General features: G+C 63.7%; 25 protein-coding genes and 2 riboswitches. Of the genes, 10 read left to right on the top strand and 15 right to left on the bottom strand.

Annotation, left to right across the window (positions count from 1 at the left end):
• Positions 1 to 2: 2 nt before the first annotated feature.
• Positions 3 to 2,195, bottom strand: coding sequence for an excinuclease ABC subunit UvrB (uvrB, locus tag DKB74_RS13175; protein ID WP_109808609.1), 2,193 nt, complete (start codon positions 2,193 to 2,195; stop codon positions 3 to 5).
• A gap of 172 nt (positions 2,196 to 2,367) precedes the next feature.
• Between uvrB and DKB74_RS13170 the strand changes: the two genes are divergently transcribed.
• A complete protein-coding gene (locus DKB74_RS13170) occupies positions 2,368 to 2,934 on the top strand; it encodes a DUF3617 domain-containing protein (RefSeq protein ID WP_161956869.1) in 567 nt (188 codons plus the stop codon).
• Between the two features lie 19 nt (positions 2,935 to 2,953).
• Here the strand turns inward: DKB74_RS13170 and DKB74_RS13165 are convergent, their stop codons facing one another.
• Positions 2,954 to 3,412, bottom strand: a complete 459-nt coding sequence (locus DKB74_RS13165; RefSeq protein ID WP_239987513.1) for a hypothetical protein — start codon at positions 3,410 to 3,412, stop codon at positions 2,954 to 2,956.
• Positions 3,413 to 3,576: 164 nt separating this feature from the next.
• On the opposite strand from DKB74_RS13165, the gene ligA reads away from it, so the two are divergent.
• The 4 genes from ligA to DKB74_RS13145 all read left to right on the top strand — a co-directional run bounded on the left by ligA (position 3,577) and on the right by DKB74_RS13145 (position 10,845).
• Positions 3,577 to 5,727 (top strand): NAD-dependent DNA ligase LigA, encoded by a 2,151-nt coding sequence (gene ligA / locus DKB74_RS13160; protein WP_109808606.1) that lies wholly within the window; start codon positions 3,577 to 3,579, stop codon positions 5,725 to 5,727.
• A 497-nt stretch (positions 5,728 to 6,224) separates the two neighbouring features.
• Positions 6,225 to 8,756 carry a TonB-dependent receptor gene (locus tag DKB74_RS13155; RefSeq protein ID WP_109808605.1) on the top strand — a complete coding sequence of 844 codons (2,532 nt, stop codon included), beginning with the start codon at positions 6,225 to 6,227 and terminating at the stop codon, positions 8,754 to 8,756.
• 194 nt (positions 8,757 to 8,950) lie between these two features.
• Positions 8,951 to 10,048: a sensor histidine kinase gene (locus tag DKB74_RS13150; RefSeq protein ID WP_109808604.1), complete on the top strand. Its 1,098-nt coding sequence runs from the start codon at positions 8,951 to 8,953 to the stop codon at positions 10,046 to 10,048.
• Positions 10,045 to 10,845, top strand: coding sequence for a LytR/AlgR family response regulator transcription factor (locus tag DKB74_RS13145; protein ID WP_109808603.1), 801 nt, complete (start codon positions 10,045 to 10,047; stop codon positions 10,843 to 10,845). The genes DKB74_RS13150 and DKB74_RS13145 overlap by 4 nt, the downstream gene beginning before the upstream one ends.
• Positions 10,846 to 10,953: 108 nt before the next feature.
• Here the strand turns inward: DKB74_RS13145 and DKB74_RS13140 are convergent, their stop codons facing one another.
• Positions 10,954 to 11,229, bottom strand: coding sequence for a DUF3297 family protein (locus tag DKB74_RS13140; protein WP_109808824.1), 276 nt, complete (start codon positions 11,227 to 11,229; stop codon positions 10,954 to 10,956).
• A 110-nt stretch (positions 11,230 to 11,339) separates the two neighbouring features.
• The gene (proS, locus tag DKB74_RS13135; RefSeq protein ID WP_109808602.1) at positions 11,340 to 12,875 is read right to left on the bottom strand and encodes a proline--tRNA ligase; all 1,536 of its coding nucleotides are present in this window, start codon (positions 12,873 to 12,875) and stop codon (positions 11,340 to 11,342) included.
• Between the two features lie 66 nt (positions 12,876 to 12,941).
• On the opposite strand from proS, the gene DKB74_RS13130 reads away from it, so the two are divergent.
• Entirely contained in the window at positions 12,942 to 13,895 is a 954-nt protein-coding gene (locus tag DKB74_RS13130; protein ID WP_109808601.1) for a DMT family transporter, read from the top strand.
• On the opposite strand, the gene DKB74_RS13125 is transcribed toward DKB74_RS13130, so the two are convergent.
• From DKB74_RS13125 to DKB74_RS13090, 8 genes are all read right to left on the bottom strand, one after another.
• Positions 13,861 to 14,463: a DUF938 domain-containing protein gene (locus DKB74_RS13125; RefSeq protein WP_109808823.1), complete on the bottom strand. Its 603-nt coding sequence runs from the start codon at positions 14,461 to 14,463 to the stop codon at positions 13,861 to 13,863. The genes DKB74_RS13130 and DKB74_RS13125 overlap by 35 nt on opposite strands.
• Positions 14,464 to 14,469: 6 nt before the next feature.
• On the bottom strand, positions 14,470 to 15,441 hold the full coding sequence (locus DKB74_RS13120; RefSeq protein ID WP_109808600.1) for a bile acid:sodium symporter family protein: 972 nt from the start codon (positions 15,439 to 15,441) through the stop codon (positions 14,470 to 14,472).
• A 57-nt stretch (positions 15,442 to 15,498) separates the two neighbouring features.
• Complete coding sequence (locus DKB74_RS13115; RefSeq protein ID WP_109808822.1) at positions 15,499 to 16,023, bottom strand: CcdC protein domain-containing protein; 525 nt, start codon at positions 16,021 to 16,023, stop codon at positions 15,499 to 15,501.
• A gap of 125 nt (positions 16,024 to 16,148) precedes the next feature.
• The gene (gene gcvPB, locus DKB74_RS13110; RefSeq protein WP_109808599.1) at positions 16,149 to 17,723 is read right to left on the bottom strand and encodes an aminomethyl-transferring glycine dehydrogenase subunit GcvPB; all 1,575 of its coding nucleotides are present in this window, start codon (positions 17,721 to 17,723) and stop codon (positions 16,149 to 16,151) included.
• Positions 17,720 to 19,078, bottom strand: a complete 1,359-nt coding sequence (gene gcvPA / locus DKB74_RS13105; protein ID WP_109808598.1) for an aminomethyl-transferring glycine dehydrogenase subunit GcvPA — start codon at positions 19,076 to 19,078, stop codon at positions 17,720 to 17,722. Before gcvPA ends, gcvPB begins: the two co-directional genes overlap by 4 nt.
• 38 nt (positions 19,079 to 19,116) lie before the next feature.
• Positions 19,117 to 19,488, bottom strand: a complete 372-nt coding sequence (gcvH, locus tag DKB74_RS13100; protein ID WP_109808597.1) for a glycine cleavage system protein GcvH — start codon at positions 19,486 to 19,488, stop codon at positions 19,117 to 19,119.
• A 4-nt stretch (positions 19,489 to 19,492) separates the two neighbouring features.
• The gene (gene gcvT / locus DKB74_RS13095) at positions 19,493 to 20,653 is read right to left on the bottom strand and encodes a glycine cleavage system aminomethyltransferase GcvT (protein WP_109808821.1); all 1,161 of its coding nucleotides are present in this window, start codon (positions 20,651 to 20,653) and stop codon (positions 19,493 to 19,495) included.
• Between the two features lie 62 nt (positions 20,654 to 20,715).
• A riboswitch (glycine riboswitch) is annotated at positions 20,716 to 20,815 on the bottom strand.
• 1 nt (position 20,816) lies between these two features.
• Positions 20,817 to 20,922: riboswitch (glycine riboswitch) on the bottom strand.
• 104 nt (positions 20,923 to 21,026) lie between these two features.
• Positions 21,027 to 21,677, bottom strand: coding sequence for a hypothetical protein (locus DKB74_RS13090; protein ID WP_239987511.1), 651 nt, complete (start codon positions 21,675 to 21,677; stop codon positions 21,027 to 21,029).
• A 109-nt stretch (positions 21,678 to 21,786) separates the two neighbouring features.
• On the opposite strand from DKB74_RS13090, the gene ispH reads away from it, so the two are divergent.
• The 4 genes from ispH to DKB74_RS13070 all read left to right on the top strand — a co-directional run bounded on the left by ispH (position 21,787) and on the right by DKB74_RS13070 (position 24,634).
• Entirely contained in the window at positions 21,787 to 22,740 is a 954-nt protein-coding gene (ispH, locus tag DKB74_RS13085; RefSeq protein WP_109808596.1) for a 4-hydroxy-3-methylbut-2-enyl diphosphate reductase, read from the top strand.
• Positions 22,741 to 22,744: 4 nt separating this feature from the next.
• The gene (thrB, locus tag DKB74_RS13080) at positions 22,745 to 23,713 is read left to right on the top strand and encodes a homoserine kinase (protein WP_109808595.1); all 969 of its coding nucleotides are present in this window, start codon (positions 22,745 to 22,747) and stop codon (positions 23,711 to 23,713) included.
• Positions 23,710 to 24,153: a ribonuclease HI gene (rnhA, locus tag DKB74_RS13075; RefSeq protein ID WP_109808594.1), complete on the top strand. Its 444-nt coding sequence runs from the start codon at positions 23,710 to 23,712 to the stop codon at positions 24,151 to 24,153. Before thrB ends, rnhA begins: the two co-directional genes overlap by 4 nt.
• Positions 24,154 to 24,220: 67 nt before the next feature.
• Positions 24,221 to 24,634, top strand: coding sequence for an MAPEG family protein (locus DKB74_RS13070; protein WP_109808593.1), 414 nt, complete (start codon positions 24,221 to 24,223; stop codon positions 24,632 to 24,634).
• Between the two features lie 60 nt (positions 24,635 to 24,694).
• Here DKB74_RS13070 and DKB74_RS13065 read toward each other — a convergent pair whose 3' ends face one another.
• The 3 genes from DKB74_RS13065 to DKB74_RS13055 form a co-directional block, all read right to left on the bottom strand.
• A complete protein-coding gene (locus tag DKB74_RS13065; protein ID WP_109808592.1) occupies positions 24,695 to 24,871 on the bottom strand; it encodes a YegP family protein in 177 nt (58 codons plus the stop codon).
• A 68-nt stretch (positions 24,872 to 24,939) separates the two neighbouring features.
• Positions 24,940 to 26,028 carry an NAD(P)/FAD-dependent oxidoreductase gene (locus tag DKB74_RS13060; protein WP_109808591.1) on the bottom strand — a complete coding sequence of 363 codons (1,089 nt, stop codon included), beginning with the start codon at positions 26,026 to 26,028 and terminating at the stop codon, positions 24,940 to 24,942.
• A complete protein-coding gene (locus DKB74_RS13055) occupies positions 26,025 to 26,972 on the bottom strand; it encodes an alpha/beta fold hydrolase (protein ID WP_109808590.1) in 948 nt (315 codons plus the stop codon). Before DKB74_RS13055 ends, DKB74_RS13060 begins: the two co-directional genes overlap by 4 nt.
• Between the last annotated feature and the right edge of the window lie 23 nt (positions 26,973 to 26,995).

Here is a 26,995-nt window from a genome sequence, read left to right as displayed (position 1 = left end):
GGTTATCGACGGCTGCCGCCCCCGAACTTCTTCTGCACTTTCCCGTACCGCGTCTTGCGGGTGCCCGGTTTGCCTTCGTTGCTACGGCCCATCACCGGCGCTTTCTTCTCCGCATCAGGCAGGCCCAGCTCTTCATTCTCCAGGCTGCGGATCTGATCGCGCAGGCGGCCTGCCTCCTCGAACTCCAGGTTCGCGGCGGCATCGCGCATCTTCTTTTCGAGTTCCTCGATATAGGCGCGCAGATTGTGGCCGACCATGTGCGGGCGATCGGCGTCGATCTCGACCGTTACCTGATCCTTGCTCGACACATGGGCGATGATGTCGCCGATATTCTTCTTCACGGTTTCGGGGGTGATGCCGTGTTCGGCGTTGTACGTTTCCTGCTTTTCGCGGCGGCGGCCGGTTTCGGCGAGCGCACGCTCCATGCTGCCGGTCATGCGATCGGCATAGAGGATCACGCGGCCCTCCACGTTACGCGCAGCGCGACCGATCGTCTGCACCAGCGAGGTTTCCGAGCGCAGGAAGCCTTCCTTGTCCGCGTCGAGGATCGCGACCAGCCCGCATTCGGGAATATCGAGCCCCTCGCGCAGCAAGTTGATGCCGATCAGCACGTCATAAACGCCCATCCGCAAGTCGCGGATCAGCTCGATACGCTCGAGCGTCTCGACGTCCGAGTGCATGTAGCGGACCTTGATCCCCGCTTCGTGCATATATTCGGTCAGGTCTTCCGCCATGCGCTTGGTCAGCGTAGTGACGAGCGTGCGATAGCCCTTTTCGGCCGTCGCCTTGCATTCCTGAATCAGGTCCTGAACCTGTTCCTCGACCGGTTTGATCTCGACCGGCGGATCGACCAGGCCCGTGGGACGGATCACCTGTTCGACGAAAACGCCGCCGGTCTGTTCCATTTCCCAATTTCCTGGGGTCGCGGAGACGCTGACCGTTTGCGGGCGCATCGCGTCCCATTCGTTGAAGCGCAGCGGGCGGTTGTCGATGCAGCTGGGCAGGCGAAAGCCATGTTCGGCAAGCGTGATCTTGCGCCGATGGTCGCCGCGCGCCATCGCGCCGATCTGGGGCACCGTCTGGTGGCTTTCATCGACGAACAGCAAGGCGTTTTCGGGCAGATATTCGAACAGCGTGGGCGGCGGTTCGCCCGGCAGGCGCCCGGTGAGGAAGCGCGAGTAATTCTCGATCCCCGCGCAGCTGCCGGTCGCGGCGATCATCTCAAGGTCGAAATTGGTGCGTTGTTCGAGCCGTTGCGCTTCGAGCAGCCGCCCCTCGCCCTGCAATTCCTTCAGCCGCTCGGCGAGCTCATGCCTGATCGCCTCCATCGCCTGTTTGAGCGTGGGCCCGGGCGTGACGTGGTGCGAATTGGCATAGACGCGGATATGGTCGAGGCTGGCGACTTTCTTGCCGGTCAGCGGGTCGAATTCGGTGATTTCCTCGATATCGTCGCCGAAAAAGGCGATCCGCCAGGCGGTGTCCTCATAATGCGAGGGGAAGATTTCCAGGCTGTCGCCGCGCACCCGGAAATTGCCGCGCGCAAAGGCGGCGTCGTTGCGCTTATATTGTAGCGCGACCAGTTTGCGGATGATCTCGCGCTGATCGACGCTCTGCCCCTTTTTGAGGTCGAAGATCATCGCCGAATAGGTTTCGACCGATCCGATGCCATAGATGCACGACACCGATGCGACGATCAGCACATCGTCGCGTTCGAGCAGCGATCGCGTCGCCGAATGGCGCATCCGGTCGATCGCTTCGTTCACCGACGATTCCTTTTCGATATAGGTATCGGTGCGCGGCACATAGGCTTCGGGCTGATAATAGTCGTAATAGCTGACGAAATATTCGACGGCGTTTTCGGGGAAAAAGCTCTTGAATTCCCCGTAAAGCTGCGCGGCGAGAATCTTGTTGGGCGCGAGCACCAGCGCGGGGCGCTGCAGCGCTTCGACCACCTTGGCCATGGTGAAGGTCTTGCCAGAGCCCGTGACGCCGAGCAGCACCTGATCGCGCTCGCCCTGCAACGCCTGTTCGACCAGTTCGGGAATCGCCTGACGCTGATCGCCCGACGGTTCATAATCGGAGACCAGCTTGAATTTCCTGCCGCCCTCTGCCTTTTCGGGGCGTTGCGGGCGGTGCGGCACGAAATCCTGTCCGGTTTCGGGCTCGTCCAGCGTGGTGCGGATCTGAATGGCCATGACAGCGGATATGCTATCGCGGCGGGGCGGGTTCAATCCGGCGATGTGGATCGACGCCGTTGCCGCGCGCCGGTCGCAACCGGCGGTTGCCGAGCCGCCGACGCCTGTGCCATGGCGCTTGCCATCAAATCAATCGGGCGGCACCGGCGCCCCGAAAGACAGGATGCAATCGATGAAGCACTGGTTTGCGACTTCCGCCCTTCTGGCGCTCGCGGCGTGCGGCAGCGGCCAGTCGACCGAGGAAAGCGCCGCAGCGACCGGCAACGTCATGCTGCGCGATGCCTCTGCCGATGTCGTCGCGCAGCAAATGGCGGCGGCGCGCAAGTTCGATCCGCCCCAGGCGGGCCTGTGGCTGCAGAAGATCGAAGTCGTTTCGCTCGACATCAAAAATGCCACGGATGAACAGCGCCGCGCCGTTGAGGAGCAGGTGGGCAAGGTCGCTCGCGAAAAACGGTCGTGCCTGACCAGCGAGCAGCTGCTGGACAGCGATGCCGGCGCGATGGGCGGGATGGCCAATATGTGCAAGTTCGAGAAAGTCGAAATGGCCGGCGGCAAGCTCGACAGCAATTTTCAGTGCACGACGCCCCAAGGGGATTCATCGGGCACCATGACCGGGACGAGCACGGCGAATTCTCAGGTTTTCACGACCACCACGCACAGCGGGATGGGCGACACCGACGCCGTGTTCGATCTGACCTTGCGCGTCACGCGCCGGCGGCTGGGCGATTGCGAGGCCTGATCGCAATCGCAAAGGACGCCTATCCCTGGCGGCGATAGGCGATCCGCCACATCACCAGCCCGATAAACGCCGCGGCGACGGCGATGACGGCGCTGGTGGCAATCGCGCTGAGCCAGCGATACAGCAGCGCGCGATTATCGGTCGGCGGCATGTCGAGCAGCCCGAAGCCATAGGTTTGCGCGCCGACGAAAATCGCAAGCGAGGCAATCGCACCGACCAGCGCGGCATGGCGCGGCCGGCGCCATCCGGCGACGTGCATGACGAGCCATAACGGCCCCGCGACCGCCGTGATCCCCATGCCCATCAACACCGTGCCCAGTCCCCAGGCCGCCGCCAGCGCCAGCGGATCATATTGTCCGCCGCGCAGCACCAGCCCGAGCACGATCAGCCCGCCCAGCACGCTGCCTGCAGCGAGCGACCAGCCGGCTCTTTCGATTGTAGCTTCATACCGGTGCGACCCCGGCGCCCGTGTGGACACGTGCGAATTCCCTCCCCTTGGGCGGCTTTGCATAACGGGCGAGTCCCCCGCCCTCAAGCCGTTAGCGCACGCCAACGCGCCGATTCGGCACGTTTCCGCCGCGACGCGCTTGCGCCGAACGACACCGCTTGCCCGGCGGGCGACGGCATTATAGGCGAAAGGCCATGGAGTCCCTGCCGCGCACCGACGAAGAAGCCGCCGCCGAGCTTGCCCGGCTTGCCGAACAGATCGCGCATCATAACCGGCGCTATCACACCGACGACGCGCCCGAGATCAGCGACGCCGAATTCGACGCGCTGGTCCGCCGCAATGGCGCGATCGAAGCGGCGTTCCCGGATCTGATCCGTGCGGATTCGCCGTCGCGACAAATCGGCGCCGCGCCGTCGGGACATCTTTCCGAAGTCGCCCACGCATTGCCGATGTTCAGCCTGAACAATGGCTTTTCGGACGAGGATATCGCTGAATTCGTCGGTCGCGTCCGGCGGTTTCTGGCGCTCGCCGACGATGCCCGGGTACCGCTGACCGCCGAGCCCAAGATCGACGGGCTTTCCTGTTCGCTGCGCTATGAACAGGGCCGGCTGGTGCAGGCGTTGACGCGCGGCGACGGCCGCGTCGGTGAGGATGTGACCGAAAATGTCCGCACCATCGCCGATATTCCCGCAACGCTTCCTGCCGATGGGATCGGCACGCCGGACGTGTTCGAAGTGCGCGGCGAAGTCTATATGGCGAAGGCCGATTTCGCGGCGCTCAATGCCCGGCTGCTTGCCGAAGCCGCCGACCCGGAGAAGGCACGCCAGTTCGCAAACCCACGCAATGCCGCCGCCGGTTCGCTGCGCCAGAAGGATGCGTCGGTAACCGCGTCGCGTCCGCTGCGTTTTCTAGCCTGGGGATGGGGCGAAGTCTCCGTCCTGCCCGGCGAGCTTCAGACTCAAGTAATCGGAGCGATCCGCAAACTGGGTTTTCCGGTGTCAGACCTGTTCACCGGTCCGGTCGCGCTGGACGAGGCGCTGGCGCAATATCGCAGGATCGAAACGCAGCGCGCCGACCTGCCGTTCGATATCGACGGCGTCGTGTACAAGGTCGACCGGCTCGACTGGCAGGACCGGCTGGGCAGCGTCGGACGCGCGCCGCGATGGGCGATCGCGCATAAATTCCCTGCCGAAAAGGCGCAGACGACGCTCGAGCGGATCGACATTCAGGTCGGACGTACCGGCAAGCTGACCCCTGTCGCGCGGCTGGAGCCGGTAACGGTGGGCGGCGTCGTCGTCACCAACGCCACGCTTCACAATGCCGATGAGATTGCCCGGCTGGGCGTGCGCCCCGGCGACCGCGTCGTGCTTCAGCGCGCCGGCGACGTCATCCCGCAGATCGTCGAGAATCTGACGCGCGACGTGGAACGCGAGCTCTGGACCTTTCCCACCCATTGCCCGGTCGAATTTGGCGGCTGCGGTTCCGAAGCGGTGCGCGAGGAAGGCGAAGTCGATATCCGCTGTACCGGCGGGCTGATCTGCCCGGCGCAGCGGCAGGAGCGGCTGCGTCATTTCGTCAGCCGCGGCGCGCTGGATATCGAAGGGCTGGGCGAAAAGACGATCGAGGAATTCATCGCGCTCGGATGGGTGCGCGAACCGGCGGATATCTTCCATCTGGCCGATCATCGCGAGGCATTGCTGGCGCGCGAGGGCTGGCAGGAAAAATCGGTCGCCAATCTGCTCGACGCGATCGAGGCGAAGCGTTCGCCCGATGCCGCACGGCTGCTGTTCGGGCTCGGCATTCGCCATATCGGCATCGTCACGGCGCGCGACCTGCTCAAGCGGCTCGAGCGTTTCGAGGCGCTCGAAACGCTGGCCGACGAGATTATCGCACTGCGTGATGCGATGACGCCCGCACTGGGCGAGGAAGATCAGAAGTTCCGCAATCGCGTCGACAAGGCGATTGCCGAGCATATCGGCATCGACAATATCGGCGCGGCGGTGGGCAATGCACTCGCCGACTTCTTCCACGAGCCGCATAACCGCAAGGTCTGGCACGACCTGCTGGCCGTCGTCTCACCGCCGCCTTTCGTCGTCGAGGCGCGCGAATCCGAAGTTTCGGGCAAGACGCTGGTTTTCACCGGCTCGCTCGAAACGCTGAGCCGCGACGAAGCGAAGGCACAGGCCGAAGCGCTTGGCGCCCGAGTCGCGGGATCGGTTTCCGCCCGAACCGATCTGGTCATCGCCGGACCGGGCGCCGGTTCGAAGCTGAAAAAGGCCGAGGAACTGGGGATCGCGGTAATCGACGAAGCCGCCTGGGCACAGATCGTCGCGGCTGCACGCTGATCGCAGGCGATCGGGCGAGTCGCGACTCGCCGGCTTGCATCGCGCGCCCCGACTGGCCGAATCGTCCGGGCCCGCCGGCCCCCGACCGGTCCCGGCCGAAAAGGCGATTGCCGAAGCGGGTTGGGAAAAGTGCAGCTTCTTAGCCGTTTATCGGCGTCTCCTCACGATTCCGCACTGCGGCATAAAAACCACATCTCGGGTTTGAATCAGTCGCCATGTTGACGTTGTCACAATAGCGAAACATGGATTTCCCAAGGGACCGCTCATGGGCCGACTATGGCTTGCGATGTAGCAATCGGGCTGCATTTCAATCGGGCGACACGCCGCTCTGCTCCCGACGTAAATCTGGGATGCGGAGGGGCGTTTCGCGCATGCGTAGTAACAGAGCCTGTTTGCGTGAAGGCTGAACGGCCTTCGTCAATAACAGGGTTTGCGGTCGCTAATAACCGTCCGGCGCTGGGAGGCGCCGTAGTGTAACGCACCTAAGGGGAATTCAAATGCGCAGCTGCCTTTATCTGGGTGTTGCCTGTGCCGCGCTGCTCGCGCCGGCAACCGCCATGGCCCAGTCCACGGGTTCTATCGAATTCGACGACGAAATCGTCGTCACCGGCCAGGCGAGCACCGCCGTCGGCGGCGTTGACGTGCCCGACACGTCGAAGGCGAAGGTCGTCCTGACCCAGGACATCATCCGTCGTCAGACCCCGGGTCAGACTGCGAACGAAATCATCAACCTGGTCCCGGGTGTCAGCTTCCAGAACAACGACCCCTGGGGTTCGTCGGGCGGCTATTTCACGATCCGCGGCTTCAATGACGAGCGTATTTCGCAGACCGTCGACGGCGTGCAGCTGAACGACAGCGGCGGCTATGCCCTCTACACCAACCAGAATATCGATCCCGAACTGATCGAGCAGGTCAACGTCAATCTCGGCACCACCGATGTCGACAGCCCGACCGCGAACGCCGTCGGTTCGACCGTCAATATCCGCACGCTGACGCCGAGCGACGATTTCGGCATCATGACCAGCTTCACCTACGGCAACATTGTTGCAGATGGTTCGAACTGGGAACGTCCCTATTCGCGCCTGTTCGGCATGGTGAACACCGGCGACCTCACCGGCTTCGGCACCAAGGCCTGGTTCTCGGCTTCCTACTCGCATTCGGAAAGCGCCTTCAACAACTATGGCGTGACCGACAAGCAGCAGTATAACGGCAAGATCTATCAGGAAATCGGTGCGAACGGCGACTTCGTGTCGGTCAGCGGTCACTATAACCAGAACCGCAACAACTTCTTCGGATCCTTCTTCGCTCTGGACAACTTCCCGACCGAACCTGAGGGTCGTTTCTACGACATTTTTGGCGGTTATCCCTGCACGCTTCCCACTCCCGGAGCAGGCAGCCAGAGCTATTCGGATTCGACCGGCCCGTCGGGCAGCTGCGGTGCGGCATTCGACCGTCGCTACAACCCGTCGAACACCGGCAACATCCGCGGCGCTTCGCGCTTTACGCTGGCTGACGGCCTGATCCTGACGGTCGACCCGAGCTACCAGTATGTGAAGGCCAATGGCGGCGGCGCCGAAGACCTTCGTGAAGGCTTCCGCAACGTCGGTGGTGTGAACTACACCGGCTTCCTGGGCGGCGGCTATTATTATGGTCGCGACCTCAACCATGATGGCGACATGGACGATCGCGTCGGCGGTACCGACCCGAGCCAGACCAAGACGCATCGCTTCGCTGTCATCAGCGGCCTTGCCTATACGATCTCGCCGGACCACCGCATCCGCCTGACCTATACCTATGACCGTGCCAAGCACCGTCAGTCGGGTGAGACGGGCCTGTTGCAGATGAACGGCGAACCGTTCGACGTCTTCCCGATCAACGATCCGCTGCTCGCCGTGAACGGCGTCGCGGTGACGAAGCGCAACCGCAAATCCTATGCCATCCTGAACCAGGTGTCGGCGGAATATCGCGGTACGTTCATGGACGACCTGCTGACGGTTACCCTCGGTGCCCGCATGCCGTTCTTCAAGCGCGAGCTGAACCAGTATTGCTATACCACGTCGGCCAGCGGCTTCATCGACTGTCTCGGCGATCAGGATCCGACCGCTTATGAAGCGGCCAATCCGTACAACTATGATCCGGTGACGCAGACGGTGACCGGTTCGGCTCCGCCGCAGTCGCGCACGCTGAAGTATGACAAGTTCCTGCCGAACGTCGGCGCGGTTGTCCGCTTCACCCCTGCGTTCAGCATGTTCGCCAACTATTCGAAGAACCTGAAGGTGCCCGGCACCGACCAGCTCTATGATGCCTTCTACTATCCCGAAGGCACCGAGGGCGCGTCGCCGATCCCGGAAATGTCGGATAACTTCGACCTTGGCGCTCGCTATCAGAACGGCATGGTTTCGGCACAGGTCACCGGCTGGTACACCAAGTTCGCCAACCGTACGGCGTCGTCGTACAATCCGGACCTCGACGAATATATCACTCGCAACCTGGGTGACGTCGAACGCTGGGGCATCGACGGCAACATCGCCGTTCAGCCGACCCCGGGCCTGATCGTCTATGTGTTCGGCTCGTATCTTCACTCGAAGATCAAGGACGACACGCTGGGCGGTCGCTGCTCGGCCGGCAATGTCACGAATGGCGATTTTGGCTGCACCACGGTGGGCACAGTCTACAACTTCGCCACTGCGGGCTCGTATGAAAGCGGCATTCCGAAATATTCGTTCGGCGGTCGCGTTCAGGGCACGCTGGGCCCGGTCGACATCGGCGCACAGGTCAAGCACACCGGCAGCCGCTGGGTGAACGACATCAACACCGTCAAGGTCGATGGCTACACCATCGTCGATCTTGACGTTCGCTGGTCGCTCGCGTCGTTCAACCTCGACAAGAGCTACTTCCAGATCAACGTCACCAACCTGTTCGACGAATTCTATGTCGGCGGTTTCGGCGGCGATCTGACCGCCACCAGCCCCTATGTTCAGATCGGGGCGCCGCGCGCGGTTTCCGCTTCGTTCATCATGGGCTTCTAAGCACCGCTTGGAACCGAACGAAAAAGGGCCGCCGCTTCCATTCGGGAGCGGCGGTCTTTTTTTATGCGCTCGATTTCACTGCGTTCGGCGCCGGGACGACACATGCCGTCGAACCTCTTTTGCGGTAGCGGGCGGCGGTGCTAAGGTCGCGGTAGCATGCAACGACAGGGCTTGAGGCACTGATATTGGCCTGGATGAAGCCAGCCATTTTTTCCCGGCCCTTTTTCGAGGACAAGAGCCGTGCCTTCTGGCGCCTGCAGGCGGCGGGGTGGACCGGCTATCTGCTGCTGCGCATCGTTTCGAACATTTCCAATCAGGGGATCGCGATCGAAGGCGTGATCCGCGTGACGATCGAATCGATCATCGGCTATTGCATCACGCTGCTGCTTTCGACGCTCTATGGCTATTTCCGCCGTATTCCGCGCATTTCGGGCATATTATTGTCGATCGCCGCGCTGATCGTCGCGACGATCCTCTATGCTGCGCTCAACGCCTTCACCCTGTCGGTGATACGCGACGCGCAACCGGGCATTTCGATCAGCATCCTGCTGGGCAATATCTTCCTCAATTCGATCGTCCTTGCCGGCTGGTCGGCGCTCTATTTCGGCATCAATTTCTATCTCGTCGTCGAGGCGCAGACCGATCAGATGAAGGCGCTGGAAACCCAGGCGAGTTCGGCGCAGCTGGCAATGCTGCGCTATCAGCTCAATCCGCATTTCCTGTTCAATACGCTCAATTCGATCTCGACTTTGGTGCTGCTCAAACAGACCGAGCGCGCAAATGTGATGCTCAGCCGCCTCTCCTCGTTCCTGCGCTATACGCTGGCGAACGAACCGACCGCGCATGTCACGCTGGCGCAGGAGGCCGAGACGCTGAAACTCTATCTGGAGATCGAGAAGATGCGGTTCGACGAGCGGTTGCGGCCGCATTTCGAAATCGATCCGCGCGTGGCCAAGGCGCGGCTGCCTTCGCTGCTGCTGCAACCTCTGGTCGAAAATGCGATCAAATATGCCGTGACGCCCAAGGAGGAAGGGGCGGACATCACGGTTTCCGCTCGGCTCGCCGGAGAACGGGTGCATATTGCAGTAACCGACACCGGTCCGGGCTTGACGGACACGCGGCTTAGGCCAACCTTATCTACTGGCGTGGGGCTCGCCAACATACGGGAACGGCTCGCGCAAGCGTTCGGGCCGGACCATCGATTTGAGACGAAATCGAACCCGGGGAAGGGTTTCAGCGTTGAGATCGAAATCCCGTTTCAGATCGAGCAACCCGCACGAGAGGCAGCATGACCATCCGCACCATCCTAGTAGACGACGAACCGCTCGCGATTCAGGGACTCGAATTGCGGCTCCAAAGCCATGACGACGTTGAAATCATCGATAAATGCTCGAACGGGCGCGAGGCGATCCGGGCGATCAAGACGCACAAGCCCGACCTGGTGTTCCTCGACATCCAGATGCCGGGGTTCGATGGTTTTTCGGTCGTTCAGGGCCTGATGGAAGTCGAACCGCCGCTGGTCGTGTTCGTCACGGCCTATTCCGATCACGCCATCCGCGCGTTCGAAGCGCAGGCTGTCGATTATCTGCTCAAGCCCGTCGAGGAATCGCGGCTTGCCGACACGCTGGAGCGCGTGCGCGAGCGGCTGGTCCACAAGCGCGGTCAGGAAGAGATCGAAAAGCTGAAGGGCGTGCTTGCCGAAGTCGCCCCCGAAGCCGCCGAGGAACTGGCCGAAAGCGGCGAGGCACCGTCGGCCAGCCGCTATGAAAAGCTCATCAACATCAAGGATCGCGGCCAGATATTCCGCGTCGATGTCGACACGATCGAGCGGATCGACGCGGCCGGCGATTATATGTGCATCTATACCGGGCAGGACACGATGATCCTGCGCGAAACGATGAAGGATCTGGAAAAGCGGCTCGATCCGCGCCGATTCCAGCGGGTGCATCGCTCGACCATCGTCAATCTGGATCTGGTGCGTCAGGTCAAGCCGCACACCAATGGCGAATGTTTCCTGGTGCTCGATTCGGGCGCGCAGGTCAAAGTGAGCCGCAGCTATCGCGACGTCGTCGCGCGCTTCGTCCACTGATCCGATGGTGACGGGCGCGGCGCCGCACGGCCCGCGTCCGCGCCAACCGGTCGCATCGCCGAACGCAGTATTTCAGCGAAACGGCGCGCGTGACGCGCCGGATGCGGCTTATTCCTCGTCGGCGTCGGCGGATTCGGCTTCTTCGCTGCCGCTTTCGTACCAGGATTCGACCGGGCCGGTCAGCTTGATCGTCAGCGGCTGACCGCGACGATCGACCTTCTTGCCCAGCGCAACGCGAATCCAGCCTTCGGAAATGCAATATTCCTCAACGTCGCGCCGCTCGGCACCCTTGAAACGGATGCCGACGCCGCGCTGCAGAACCTGCTGGTCGAAATAGGGGCTCTTCGGATTGATCGAGAGCCGATCGGGGGGCGTGTCGCTCATGGCCGCGCGTCCTGACGCAAATGCGCGCGAATTACCAGTGGGGAAATCGCGTCGGACCGGTCCGGCGCCCTCCTCCGGCGGGAAGGAAACCGGCACCGGTTCGCCATGCATCAATAGGCGCGCGCGATCAGGATCCGTTCGACCGCCGGGCGATCGGGATAGAAGAAGCAATTGCCCTCGGTCTTGTCGCTATGTTCGGGCACGTTGCGGAAGGTGAGTTTCAGCGACTTGAGCCATTTGACGATCTCTTCCAGTTCTTCGCCGGTCGCGCGGCACCAGGGCACTTCGACCCAGCCGTTGAAATCGCCCTTTTCAGCATAGCGCAGCTCGACTTCCTCGCGGCTGGTGGCACGCACGATGTTCGCGCGCATCCGGGCGCGGGCTTCCTGATGCAGGCCGGTCTGGATGTTTTCGAGCAGCTCGGGAACCTGGCCGATGAATTCGTCGCGATTGGTGATGCTCGAATTGAGCTTGCCGTCGTCGCGATACAGCCGGTCGCGGCGCAGTACCGAGACGTTGCTGCCCGCCATGTCGCGGCCGCCGACTTCGAGGATGATCGGCGCGCCCTTCTTGACCCAACCCCAGCGCTTGGCGGCGGCCTTGGTGGGCTTGACGTCCATCAGCACGCGCACCGGTTCGCCCAGCGCGTTGAGGTGACTGATGCTGCGCTGGATATCGCGGCAATATTCGATCAGCGTCGCATCGTCGGGCGTGTCGCGCAGCATCGGCACGATCACCACCTGCCACGGCGCGATGCGCGGCGGCACGCGCAGGCCATCGTCATCGCCATGCGTCATGATCAGGCCGCCGATCATGCGAGTCGACATGCCCCAGCTGGTCGTCTGCGCCAGCTCGAACTGCCCATCGGCATTCTGGAAACGGATATTCTGCGCCTTGGCGAAATTGGTGCCGAGGAAATGGCTGGTGCCCGCCTGCAGCGCCTTGCCATCCTGCATCATCGCTTCGATCGACCAGGTGCCGACCGCGCCGGGAAAGCGCTCATTCTCGGGCTTTTCGCCCGCCACCACCGGCATCGCGACGCAATCTTCCGCAAAGCTGCGATAGACTTCGAGCATCGTCAGCGTTTCGTACCGCGCCTCATCCTCGCTGGCATGGGCGGTATGCCCTTCCTGCCACAGGAATTCGCTGGTGCGCAGGAACATGCGGGTGCGCATTTCCCAGCGGACGACATTGGCCCATTGGTTGATCAGCACCGGCAGGTCGCGCCAGCTTTGCACCCAGCGCGAAAAGGCTGCGCCGATTACCGTTTCCGATGTCGGACGCACGATCAGCGGTTCTTCAAGCTTGGCTTCGGGATCGGGCATCAGCCCGCCCTTGCCGTCCGGGATCAGCCGGTGATGCGTGACGACGGCCATTTCCTTGGCAAAGCCCTCGACATGCTCGGCTTCCTTTTCGAAATAGGAAAGCGGGATGAAGAGCGGGAAATAGCAATTTTCATGCCCCGTCGCGCGGATGCGATCGTCGAGCAGCCGCTGCATCCGTTCCCAGATGCCATAGCCCCAGGGGCGGATGACCATGCATCCGCGTACGCCCGATTCCTCGGCCATATCGGCTTCGGAAATGACTGCTTGATACCATTGCGCGAAATCTTCCGCGCGCGTGACCGGGAGAGCATGTTTTACCATCAGGATTCCGCCGATAGCGAGTCGCGCGCGAGACGCAAAGCCCAACCGCGCTTGTGCAGTGCCGCAATGGCACCTAGGCGACGAATCGTGGACCAGGAAAACTCCGATCGCATCCTGAAGGGCGTTTCGTTGCGCCTGCTCGCGATCTTCTGCCTCGCCTCGATGGCGGCGCTGATCAAACTGGCCGAAGCACGCGGCGCGCAACTGGGCGAGATCATGTTCTTTCGTCAGCTTTGCGCCTTGCCGCTGGTGCTGGCGTTTGTCGCGATGGGACCGGGCCTGCGCGCGCTGAAGACCGACAAGTTCGGTTCGCATCTGACGCGCAGCATCGTCGGACTGGTCGGCATGGTCTTCAATTTCGGCGCGGTGCTGCTGCTGCCGCTGGCCGAAGCGACGACGCTGCAATTCACCGTACCGATCTTTGCCACGATATTGGGCGCGCTGATCCTGCGCGAGCCGACCGGCTGGCGGCGCTGGGCGGCGGTGCTGGTGGGCTTTGCCGGGGTGTTGATCGTCGCCCAGCCCGGCGGCGGGCATTTTCCGCTCTTCGGCGCATTTGTCGGGCTGATGGCGGCGCTGCTGGTGGCAATCATCGCGATCCTGCTGCGCCAGCTGGGGAAAACCGAAAGCGCCGGGACGACCGTGTTCTGGTTTTCATTATTGTCGGTGCCGCCGCTGTTCGTCGCATGGCTGTTCAGCATGCAGCCGCACGATGCGACCGGCTGGGCAATCCTGATCGGGATCGGTCTGGTCGGCGGCGCCGGGCAGCTGGCGCTGACCGCCGCGCTGCGCTTCGCGCCGGTATCGGTGGTGGTGCCGATGGATTATTCGAGCCTCGTCTGGGCGACGATATACGGCTTTCTGCTGTTCGGCGTCTGGCCGACGCCCGGCACCTGGATCGGCGCGCCAATCATCATCGCCAGCGGGCTGTTCATCGTCTGGCGCGAACACCGGCTGGCGCGCAGCCGCGGCGCCCGCCCGCTGGCTACCGAAGCAGCCCCTTTCGATACACCAGAGTAAGATTGTTCGCGGGCATTTCGTGCAGCGATTCGCGCGCGAAGCCATTCGCCTGCGCAACCGCGTCCACACGGTCCAGCGCGCGAAGACCCCAGCGCGAGTCGCGCGCCTTCAGGCTTTCGTCGAAAGCGAGGTTCGAGGGCGCGGTTTCGACATCGGCACGCAGATACGGCCCGTAGAGGATCAGCGGCGCGCCCGAAGCGAGCACGGCCCCCGCGCCCGCGAACAGCCCCAGGGTCGCTTCCCACGGGCTGATATGGATCATGTTCGAACAGAAGATCGCATCGGCGGCGACATCGGGCCAGTCGCCCGCTGCATCGATCGCCAGCGGTGGCAGGACATTGGCCCGGTCGCCGCACCAGGCCGCAATTGAGGACAACGAGTCGGCATCGCCATCGCTGGGTTGCCAGATGAGATCGGGAAAGCGTCTGGCGAAATAGGCGCAATGTTCGCCGGTGCCGCTGGCGATTTCGAGCACAGTGCCGCTGGCAGGCAACGCGGCAGCGAGGATTTCGGCAATCGCTTCGCGGTTGCGCAGCGTTGCGGGGGCGTGGCGGCGTTCTTCGGTCATCTGCACTCAATCCTCGGTCGGACGGCGGCTCCACCATGCGGCGAGCAGGCTGCCGATCACGACATGGTAGACCGCCGAGATTGCGCAAGGCACCGGCGCCAGTGCTGCCTGCGCCGGACTGGGAAATTGCGCGGCAAAGCTTTTGGCGGCGGCCAGGCTGGAGCCAAGGCCGCTATTTTGCATGCCAACTTCGATGCTGATCGTCCGGCGCACCTTCTCGCCAAAGCCGAGCAGCCGGGTGAGCAGATAGCCAAGCCCGAAACCGAACAGATGGAGCAGCAGCACCGCCAGCATCAGCACGCCGAAATGCTCCAGAATCATCGGCTTCGACTTGGCGATGATCGCCGCGACGATCAGCACCACGGCAAGCACCGAAACGAGCGGCGAAACCTTTGACAGCGCAGCCGTGACCCGTGGGAACAGCCGGTTGAGCAGCACTCCGGCCACCACCGGGATCAGCACCACCGACACCATGTCGAGGAACAGGCTCCACCGGTCGATCGCCACGAACTTGTCGGCGAGCCAGCCGGTCAGCAGCGGCGTCGCGACGATCGCGATCAGCGTCGAGGCGAGCGTCATCGTCACCGAAAGTGCCAGATCGGCCCGGGCGAGATAGGCGATGATGTTCGATGCAGTGCCGCCGGGACAGCAGGCGACAAGGATCAGGCCGACCGCGAGGCCCGGTTCGAGCCCCAGGACATTGGCGATCGCGACGCCCGCCAGCGGCATGATCGTGAACTGCCCGGCGACGCCCGCCGCCACGGCGCGCGGCATCGTCGCGACGCGGGCAAAATCGGCAAAGGAGAGCGTCAGCCCCATGCCGAGCATCACGATACCCAGCAGCACCGAAACCAGCGGCTGGCCGAACGGGCGCACGCTGCCATCGACGACCCACAGGAAATGCTCCGGAACCAGCCATGCCCAGCCGACGCCAAGCAGCGTCCACAGCGCAAATAGCCGGGTTGCGCGCTCGATCATCCTCTTCTCCCCCGCAATTGCCCTAGGCCGGGCCGTGGGGGAAAGGCAATGCCGCGCTCAGCCCCGACCGGCGCGCGCCAGTGCCAGCAGGCGACGGGCGCGCAAGAACATCTCGAGCCGCTGCAGGCTGAACAGGCCGAGCGCAAAGGCGAGCAGAATGTCGGTCAGCAGCATCGGATCGAAACCGCCGCCGCCACCTTCCACGATCGCGGTTCGCGCGACCATGCGGATCACGATCAGCGCGACGATGAACAGGATCGCCGCCGGGCTTTGCGACTGGTTGAGGGCATGGGTTTCGCGATCGATATCGATGCGCATCATCCTGCCGCGCTGCCACCCGAGCGCAGCCCCGACCAGCAGCGCGCCCGAACAATAGAGCCAGCCGATGCCGTGCGGGGGATGCGTCGCATAGAGATATGCGGCAAGCGCGGCATAGATCGCCGGGAACAGCCACAAGCGCTCGAGGCGCAATGGCAGTGTCTTGCGCATCCGGCGAATACGGAAAAACAGGATGATCCCGACGATCACTGCCGAGATCGCAAAGCTGATCCACTGATGTGGCTGAACGGTCTGAACCTGCACTGGCGGCCCCTTTTGCCGAATCGTGTCGCGCGGCAAGATGGGCCGACCGATCGCGTGCGACCAGCCCCCTTTCGGCAATCGGGGGAAAAGTCAGGGAGGAAGCGCGCTCCCTCCCTGTTTTTCGATTATTCTGCGGCTTCGGCCTGCGACGGTTCCTTCCACGCCAGCACCGGCTTGCGCGCGGCGAGCGTTTCGTCAAGGCGGCGGCGCGGCGCGAAATGCGGCGCGGATTTCAGCGCCTGATCGCCGGCCTTGGCCCGCTGTGCCACCGAACGCAGCGCGCCGATGAACTGGTCAAGCGTGCCCTTGCTCTCGGTCTCGGTCGGTTCGATCAGCATCGCGCCATGGACGACCAGCGGGAAATACATGGTCATCGGGTGGAAGCCCTCGTCGATCAGCGCCTTGGCGATGTCGATCGTCGAGAAACCCTCGGCCAGCCCCGCGTCGGAGAAGATCGCTTCGTGCATGCACGGGCCGGTTTCGGCGAACGGCGCGTCGAGCACATCCTCCAGGCTGCGCAGGATGTAATTGGCGTTGAGGACGCTGTCCTCCGCCACCTGCCGCAAGCCATCGGCACCGTGGCTGAGGATATAGGTCAGCGCGCGGGTGAACATGCCCATCTGGCCGTGGAACGCCGTCATGCGGCCAAAGCTGTCGGGATGGCGGTCGCCGACCGTTTCTTCCTCGACCAGCGTGATGTACCCGTCGGCGTGCCGCTCGGTAAAGGGCAGCGGGCCATAGGGCGCCAGCGCTTCGGACAGCACCACCGGGCCCGAACCCGGGCCGCCACCGCCATGCGGGGTGGAGAAGGTCTTGTGCAGATTGATGTGCATCGCATCGATGCCCAGATCGCCCGGACGCACCCTACCGACGATCGCGTTGAAATTGGCGCCGTCGCAATAGACATAGCCGCCCGCGTCATGCACCGCGTCCGAAATCGCCTTCATGTCGCGCTCGAACAGGCCGCAGGTATTGGGGTTGGTGATCATCACGCCCGCGACATCGGGGCCGAGCCGGCCCCTGAGCGCGGCAAGGTCGACGCGGCCTTCGGGCGTTGCGGGAATATTCTCGACCCGGAAACCGGCGAATGCCGCCGTCGCCGGATTGGTGCCGTGCGCGCTTTCGGGGACGAGCAGCACCTTGCGATCGGTTTCGCCGCGCTTTTCGAGCGCCGCCTTGATGCAGAGAACACCGCACAATTCACCATGCGCGCCCGCCTTGGGCGACATCGCAATGCCGTACATGCCGGTCAGCTTGATCAGCCAGACGGCGAGTTCGTTGATCACGCCCAGCGCGCCCTGCACCGTATCGACCGGCTGGAGCGGATGGACATCGGCAAAGCCCGGCATCCGCGCGACGCGTTCGTTGAGCCGCGGATTATGCTTCATCGTGCAGCTTCCCAGCGGGAAGAGGCCTAGGTCGATCGCATAATTCTGGCGGCTGAGCCGCGTATAATGGCGCACGGTTTCGGGTTCGGACAGGCCGGGCAGGCCGATGTCGCGGTTGCGGTCGAGCCCGCCCAGCCGGCTGCGGACCTTGGGCGCTTCCTCGATATCGACACCGGTCACGTTCACCGAACCGCGTTCAAAGATCAGCGGCTCTTCGAGCATCAGCGCGCGATTGCCGGTATAGGTCGGCATGTCGCCATTGCCGTCGCTTTCGCCCATGGTCGGGCGCCATCCACCCTGGTTGATGCTCATGCCAGTGCCTCCTCGAGGCCGCTGACCAGCGCCTCGACATCTTCATCGGTAACGGTTTCGGTAACGGCGATGACCAGCCCGTTGGCCAGTGCCTCGGCATCGGGCCAGAGCCGGCCGAGCGACACGCCCGCGAGCACGCCCTTCTCCGCCATCGCACGGACGACCGGGCGTGCTTCCTTCGACAGCTTCACAGTGAATTCGTTGAAGAAACTGTCGTTGATCACTTCGACACCCGGCAGGGCGTCGAGACGATCGGCAAGCCGGCATGCCTTGGCATGATTGAGCGCGGCAAGATCGCGCAGCCCCTTTTCGCCGAGCAGCGTCATATGCACCGACATGGCGAGCGCGCAGAGCACCGAGCTGGTGCAGATGTTGCTCGTCGCCTTTTCGCGGCGGATATGCTGTTCGCGAGTCGACAGCGTCAGCACGAAACCGCGCTTGCCCTCGGCATCCACCGTCTCACCGGTCAGGCGGCCCGGCATCTGGCGCACCAGCTTTTCCGAACAGGCGAACAGGCCGACATAGGGGCCGCCAAATTGCAGCCCGACGCCCAGCGACTGGCCTTCGCCGACGACGATGTCGGCGCCCATATCGCCCGGCGCCTTGATCGCGCCCAGCGCCACCGGTTCGGTGACGACTGCGATCAACAGCGCCTTTTTGGCGTGGCAGGCATCCGCCAGCGCCGACAAATCGCCGATCCGGCCGAGAATGTCGGGATATTGCACCACGACGCACGACGTTTCGTCGTCGATCCGGTCGATCAGGCTGTCGGTATCGGGTGCCGCCTCAAGCGTCGGCATGCCGGTTTCGAGTATGTCCCCGGTGAATTTCGCCATGGTCCGCGCGACCGAGACATAATGCGGGTGCAGCCCCGAAGAGAGGATCGCCCTGGCGCGCCTGGTCACGCGGCGCGCCATCGTGATCGCTTCCCAGCAGGCCGTCGATCCGTCGTACATCGAGCCATTAGCGACATCGCAGCCGAACAACCGCGCGACCTGAGACTGGAACTCATAGGTCATCTGCAGCGTGCCCTGCGCGATTTCCGGCTGATAGGGCGTGTAGGCGGTCAGAAACTCGCCGCGCTGGATGATATGATCGACGCTCGCCGGAACATGGTGGCGATAGGCGCCGCAGCCGAGGAAGAAAGGCGCATCGCCCGCCGACAGATTCTGCCGCGACAGCTTCGCCATATGCCGCTCGACTGCCATTTCGCTGGCATGCAGCGGCAGATCATGGATCGGGCCGTCGAGCCGCGCGGCTTCGGGCACGTCGACGAACAGGTCATCGACGCTCTTCGCGCCAACGCGCGCCAGCATCTCGCCGCGATCGGCATCGGTAAGGGGTAGGTAGCGCATTCTTCTTCCTTCTCCCCTCCCGCTTGCGGGAGGGGGACTTAGAGGTTGCTGACGAATTCCTGGTATTTCGCCTCGTCCATCATCCCTTCGAGCTGGCTCGGATGGGTCAGGCTCATCTTGAAGAACCAGCCTTCGCCTTCGGGATCGCTGTTCACCAGCGCGGGGTCGTCGCCCAGTGCACCATTGGCTTCGGTGACGATGCCCGACACCGGCGCATAGACGTCGCTTGCCGCCTTGACGCTTTCGACAACGGCCGCTTCGTCGCCCTTGGCGAATTCGCGGCCTTCCTCAGGCACTTCGACGAACACGATGTCGCCCAGCTGGCTCTGGGCGTAATCGGTGATACCGACCGTCGCCGTCTGGTTTTCGACTGCGATCCATTCATGGTCTTCGGTGAAGTAACGGCTCATCGCATCAGCCTTTCTTGCGGACATAGCGGTGGGGAATGAAGGGCATCGGCGTAACCGTTGCCCGATGGATCTTGCCGCGCTGGGCAAGCGTGATTTCGGTGCCGGGCCCGGCCATCGCCGTCGGCACATAGGCCATGGCGATCGGCGCGCCGACGCTGGGGGCAAAGCCGCCCGACGTAACCTTGCCGACTTCATTGCCGTCGGCATCGACCACCATCGCGCCTTCGCGCACCGGCTGGCGCCCTTCGACCATCAGGCCGACGCGCTTTGCAATGCTGCCCTGTTCGCGCTCGATCAGGATGCGCTCTGCGCCGGGAAAGCCGCCTTCCTCGCGGCGACGCTTCGACAGGGCAAAGCCCAGATCCGCGGCGATCGGCGTGGTTTCGAGGTCGAGGTCATGGCCATAGAGCGGCAGCCCCGCCTCAAGCCGCAGCGAATCGCGCGCGCCCAGGCCGATCGGCTTGACCTCGGGCTGTTCGAGCAGCGCATCGGCAAAGGCTGCGACGCAATCGCCGGGCAGCGAGATTTCGAACCCGTCCTCGCCGGTATAGCCCGAACGGCTGATCCACAGCGGATTGCCCTGCCATGCGAACGCGGCGGCGGTCATGAACACCAGATCGCTGACACCCGGCACGATCCGGTCGAGCGCGGCCACTGCCTTTGGCCCCTGCAGCGCGAGCAGCGCCTGTTCATCGAGATGCGCGATGCGGATTTCGTCGGGCAGATGTTCGCGGAACACGCCCAGATCGTCCCATTTGCACGCGCCGTTGACGACCAGATAGAAAGCGCCCGCATCCTCTTCGAACGCATTGTCGGCGGGCAGGCGCGTCGCCATCAGATCGTCGTGAATGCCGCCATTTTCGGCGAGCAGCAGCGAATAGCGCATCCGCCCCTCGCCCAGCTTCTGCATTTCGCCCGGCAGCAGCGTTTCGAGCGCGGCATCGACGCCTTCGCCCGAAAAGATCAGCTGACCCATATGGCTGACATCGAACAGCCCGGCATGTTCGCGCGTCCACAGATGCTCGGCCATGATGCCTTCATATTGCACGGGCATTTCATAGCCGGCGAACGGCACCATCCGGCCGCCCTGTGCGCGATGCCAGGCGTCCAGCGGCAACAGGCCGAGCGCCGCTTCTTCGATATCGTCCTGGGACACTTCGCGCATCATCCGGTCTCCGTACAGCAAACAGGGGATGGAACCGGGCTGGCCCGGCATTTTCCATCGCCCCCTCTGTCACGGAACCTGAGAGCTTCTCCCGATCGGCTGGGCCGGACCGGACTTACCCCTTCGGTGGCATCCGCCCAAGCGGATGCGCTTTCCAGAGTGTCGTGCGCACGCGGTCCCGTCTGCCTGAGAGATTCCGGGGCGGTTGCTCCTTCGGCGGTGGCGGATTCCCCAATGAGGTTTCCGTCACGCTCTCCCGCATGCACCTATGACGATCGCTCGCCATCGACGCGTGCGAGATTGGACGGGTGCCGGGATCAAGTCAATCGCCGAACCGATCCGATCGAAGAAATCGTCGGCTGTGCCCCTCGCCTCAGCGCGTGGCGTTGTAGCGCAGCTGATCCTCGGTAAGCTGGAAGCCCACCATCGCCTCGAACGTCGCGGAAAGCACTGCCTGACGCACCGACGGATCGGTCAGCGGATCGACTGCCGCGTCGGCATCGCCCGCACGGCGGCGTTCGGTGAGCCGCCGGCGAACCTCCTCGGGAAGCGTTGCGGCTGCGCGCGCGACCGAGCTGGACGCCGTCGCCTGTGCACTGGCGCGCTGCTGTCCGGCATCGAAATGGACAGTCACGTGACCGACTCGCTTGGCGATCACCGATTCGCCGCCGCGGACCACCGTGATGAAATAGGGCAATGTCACATCGCGTGCGGCACCGGCATCGCGGCGGCGGGCAAAGACGTCGAACGCCACGTTGGTGACGATCTGATCGCCGGTTTCGGCGCAGGTCGAGCTGACATTGGTCAGCACGGCAGTGACGTCGATCGCGCTGGCATCGCGGCTGGTGGCCGGATCGAACAGCGTGATATCGCCGGTTCCGGCGGGGACGCCGACGACGGGGCACGCGGATCGGACCGCGTTGATGCCACCTTCGGCAATCGCCCCCTCACGCGTACAGCCCGTGACGAGGGCAAGGACGATCAACGGCGCGGCAAAGTTGCGGAGCGACACGGGGCGGTTCACCTTTCCAACATGAGAAGGGTCGACGCACGCGTGGCGCGGCCCTGAAAACGGCCCGCACCATAGGAAGCGCCTTTGCGCCGCGCAAGCAATCGCGTACAGGCGGGCAGCGATGACGCAAGCGACCAAACCCAGCCTCGAATTACTGATCGCCGCACCGCGCGGCTTTTGCGCGGGCGTCGACCGCGCGATCCGGATCGTCGAACTCGCGATCCAGAAATATGGCGCACCGGTCTATGTCCGGCATGAAATCGTCCACAACAAGTTCGTGGTCGACACGCTGAAGGCGCAGGGCGCGATCTTCGTCGAGGAACTCGATCAGGTGCCCGACGACGTGCCGGTGGTATTTTCCGCGCATGGCGTGCCCAAGGCGGTTCCGGCCAAGGCCGCCGAACGCGGGCTTTCCTATCTCGACGCGACCTGCCCGCTGGTATCGAAAGTGCATCGTCAGGCGGAACGGCTGGTGGCCGCGGGCCGCCATATCCTGTTCATCGGCCATGCCGGCCATCCCGAAGTGATCGGCACGTTCGGCCAGGTGCCCGAAGGATCGATGACGCTGCTCGAAACCGTCGCAGATGCCGAAGCGCTGGAAGCCGCCGATCCGGAAAATCTGGCGTTCCTTACCCAGACGACGTTGTCGGTCGACGATACTGCGTCGATCCTCGCGGTGCTCCACCGGCGCTTTCCCAACATCGTCGCGCCGAAAGCGGACGACATCTGCTATGCCACGTCGAACCGGCAGGCAGCGGTCAAGGCGATCGCCTCTTCGGTCGATCTGGTGCTGGTGATCGGCGCACCCAACAGTTCCAATTCGCTGCGACTCGTCGAAGTGGCCGAGCGCGAGGGAACCGATGCGAAACTGATTCAGCGTGCCGACGATATCGACAATAGCTGGTTTGACGGTGTCGGCAGCGTGGGCATCACCGCCGGGGCGTCGGCGCCCGAAATTCTGGTCCGCGAAGTGGTCGACCGGTTGAAACAGAATTTCCAGGTTTCCGAACGCGAGGTGGAAACCACCGAGGAAACCATCGCGTTCAAGCTGCCGCGCGGCCTCGAAGCGGCCTGATCCGATGGCAGTCTATACGCATGTGTCGGCCGAAGCGCTGGCGGAGTTTCTGACGCGCTTCGATGTCGGCGAACCGGTTTCCTCCAAGGGGATCGCCGAAGGCGTCGAGAACAGCAATTATCTGGTCGATACGACCCAGGGTCGTTTCATCCTGACCTTGTACGAAAAGCGCGTCGCGGCGGACGATCTGCCCTATTTCATGGGGCTGCTCGATCATCTGGCGGCAAAGGGGCTTCCCGTGCCGCCCGCGATCAAGGATCGCGAAGGGCGCGAGATTCACGAGCTGGAGGGGCGCCCGGCGTGCCTGATCCAGTTCCTTTCGGGCGTATCCGTATCGCATCCGACCGCGGCGCAGGCGCGTGCCGCGGGAGAAGCGCTGGGCGACATGCACCGCGCCGTCGCCGATTTTCCGCTCGACCGGCCCAATACGATGGGCGTCGATAGCTGGCTGCCGCTGTTCGAAAAATGCGGCAACAGCCTCAACGACATTGCGCCGGGCCTGTATGACGATCTGGGCTTCGCGCTCGACGAGACGCTCTCCGCATGGCCCGCAGAACAGCTCGATCGCTGCGCGGTGCATGCCGATCTGTTCCCGGACAATGTGCTGATGCTCGGCGATCGCGTGACCGGGCTGATCGACTTTTATTTCGCCTGTACCGATCTGCGCATCTACGACCTTGCGGTGGCACAGACGGCATGGGCGTTCGACGCCACCGGCCGGCGGTTCGATCGTGCCGTCGCCGATGCGCTGACCGAGGGATATGAGAGCCGCTTTCCGCTTTCCGCCTATGAGCGCACCGAAGTGATGACCTGCGCGGTCGGCTCCTGCATCCGGTTCACGCTGTCGCGCGCATGGGACTGGCTCAATACCCCCGCCGATGCGCTGGTGACACGCAAGGACCCGCTGGCTTTCTGGCGGCGCGTGAAGGTCTATGATGCCGATCTCGCATCGCGGCTGAAGACGCTCGCATGACGACGATGAGCCATGTCGAAATGGCGACCGACGGCGCGTGCAAGGGCAATCCCGGGCGCGGCGGATGGGGCGTCGTGCTGCGCATGGGCACGACCGAAAAGGAATTGTCGGGCGGCGAAGCGCACACCACCAATAACCGGATGGAATTGATGGCGGCGATTCAGGGGCTGAACGCGCTGACGCGCCCGTGTCGCGTCACGCTTTCGACCGACAGCCGCTATGTCATGGACGGCCTGACCAAATGGATTCATGGCTGGCAGAAAAATGGCTGGAAAACCGCCGACAGAAAGCCGGTGAAGAATGCCGATCTGTGGCAGCAGCTGCTCGACGCTGCCAAACCGCATCAGGTGCAGTGGAAATGGGTAAAGGGCCATGCCGGCCACCCCGACAATGAACGCGCCGACAAGCTGGCCAGCGACGCGGCGCTGGCGGCGCGTTAGGGGACTTTGCCGCAACTCCCTTTGCCGCTACGCAAGTGCGCAGGAAATCGGGGGGAAGGAAGCGCAAATGACTGTCGAACTCGCAGTGCTCACTTGGGGATGCGTACTCGCACTGGTGCATATCTTTGCGGCCGCAGCGGCCAAGACCGCGCAATATGGCAGCAAATGGAACATGGGCGCGCGCGATGCGGAACTGCCTCGCCCCAATCCGCTCAACGGACGGCTGGTCCGCGCGCAGAATAATTTCTTCGAAACCTTCCCGATCGTGATCGCGCTGATCCTGACGCTATCGGCCGCCGGAATGGCGAGCGAGACGACCGCGATGGGCGCGCTGCTGTGGCTGGGCGCGCGGATCATCTACCTGCCGCTTTATGCCTTGGGCATTCCGGTGGTGCGCACGCTGGTCTTTCTTGCCAGCGTGGTCGGCATCGCGATGCTGGGCAGCCCGCTGATCGGCCCGGCATTGTCGGCCCTGTTCTGACGGAAAAAGGGCCCGCCCCCGGGGCGAGCCCTTTTCACCGCTGCCGGTCGAACAGGCTATTCAGCTATTGTCTTCGACGGGCGCGTCGGGGCCGTTCTTCTTGATCGAATCGATCGCATTCTGGGCGCTGGCCTTGCTCGAATAGCCTTCGGTCGAGAACATGATCTCCGAATTATATTTGAAGCGGACGCGATACTCGCCCGCCTTGTCCTTATAGATTTCGAACTTGTGCGCCATCGGGGCCTCCTTTGTTTCGCGATCGCAACCATAGCGATACAGGCGGCAAGGCCAAGCCCGAAGCTGCGTTAAGCCGCGAAACGGCCCGGGCGGTAGAGGTCGGGATCGATTGCCGCCACGCTGTCATGCGGCGTGGCGCCGAGCAGCGCCGCGGCGGCGAGGCGCGAGATTGCCGGTGCCGTCTGGATGCCGAACCCGCCCTGACCGGCGCACCAGAAAAATCCCTCCAGTGCCGGATCGAACCCGAAAACCGGCAGGCGATCGGCGACGAAGCTGCGCAGCCCCGCCCATTTGCGCTCGACCGCAAGGACGCGCCAGTCGACCGTATGTTCGAGCCGGTCGATCGCCACGGCGACGTCGAGTTCCTCCGGCGCGACATCGCCCGGCGGAACCGCGACCTCGTCATGCGGGCTGAGCCACAGCTTCCCGCCGGCCTCCGGCTTGAAATACATGGCGCCGTCGATGCGCGTGACGTGCGGCATGCCCGAAACGGTCGGCGGGTCGGTGCGCAGCTGCACCATCGTGCGGCGATAGGGCGTGATGCCGATCGGCCGGGCACCGGCAGCTGCGGCGACGACATCGGCCCAGGCGCCCGCCGCGTCGACCAGGATATCCGCAGTGAATTCGCCCGCTTTGGTGGCCAGCCGCCACATGCCGTTTTCGCGAACCGCACCGGTCAGCGCCGCGTCGAGCACCAGCCGGGCACCGGCGCGGGTGGCGGCCTTAAGATAATCGCCGTGCAGCCCGCCGACATCGATATAGGCGCAGCTGGGTTCGGATATGCCGAGGCACCATTGCGCGCGCAGCCCGGAAAGGCGCTCGCGCGGGTCGACGGCCTCCAGCGCGACTCCGCTGTCAGCGAATTCGGCAAGCAGCGCGTCGACGGCCGCAGCCTCCTCGCGGCGGGCGATATGCAGCGATCCGAGCGGATCGAGATAGCCGCCATCGCGCAGCGTCGATCCCGACGCAGTGGTCAGCGGCTGCACCGCCGGGCCACCATAGGTTTCGGACCAGAATGCCGCCGAGCGGCCGGTGGCGTGATAGCCCGGCTGATCCTCCGCCTCGAATATCACCACGCTGGCATGCGGCGCGATTTCGGCGGCAAGGCTGGCGCCGGCGATACCCGCGCCGACAATGGCGACGTCATAGCGTGTCAACGCCGCTGCGCCCTCGCCGCCAGAAACAGTTCGATTTCGCCGATGGCGCGATTGCGCACCCGATCGCTCTCGCGCAGGATTTCATGCGCGCTTTCCTTGCCGAACCGGACGATCCGCGCATCGGGCAGCTTGCCGAGCGTACGGATTGCCGCGCGCGAATCGACCAGCTTGTCGGCCAGTGCGATCAGCGCCAGCACCGGCACATCCATGGTTTTGAGATCGGGATTGCGGCGCAACTCGCGCGTCACGCGAAACGCCTCCATCACCCATTGCCAGCTTGGCGCGCCAGTCAGCAGCGCCGGGTCCGACTGTTGCCAGAACAGTTCGTCGGCATAGCGATCCCTGTCATGCGTCAGCAGTTCCTGACGCGTTTCGGTGGCGCGCGGCGTATCATTGCCGCGCCATGCCGGACGCGCGGAATTGCCGATGCCGCCCACCATCCGCGACAGCCGCTCGCCCAGCCATGCGCCGAATATCGTGCGGATCCCCAGCATCGGCGCGATCAGCACCGCAGCGTCGGGCCGCAGCCGTTTTTCGACCAGTGCCTGCAGCAGCAACTGCCCGCCCATCGAATGCCCCATCACGACATGCGGACCCGGCGTCGCCGCCATCCAGTCGGCGGCAAAACCGGCAAGATCGTCGACGAAGCGGTCGAATCGGTCGATATGCCCGCAAGCAGGGTCGTCCGTGCAGCGGCCCGACCCGCCCTGCCCGCGCCAGTCGAACGCCGTGATCGTCCAGTTCTGGCCGTGCCAGTGGTGGAAAAGCTCCAGATATTTTTCGAACACGTCGCCGCGCCCGTTGAGGAACAGGATGCTGCCGCGCGGGCGGGCATCCTCCACCGGCCAGGCAAAGGAACGCAATTGCCACCCGTCGGGGGCGGTCCAGTGATTCACCTGCGCATGGCGCGGATGGGAGCGTCGGATGGATTCGGATGCGGTCATCGCGCCGTTGGTTACGTTTTGGA

It is taken from the genome of Stakelama portus, assembly GCF_003171655.1.
GTDB classification, from domain to species: domain Bacteria; phylum Pseudomonadota; class Alphaproteobacteria; order Sphingomonadales; family Sphingomonadaceae; genus Sphingomonas; species Sphingomonas portus.
The sequence above is the reverse complement of the archived record's forward strand: the minus strand, read 5'-3'. Positions and strand labels throughout refer to the sequence as shown.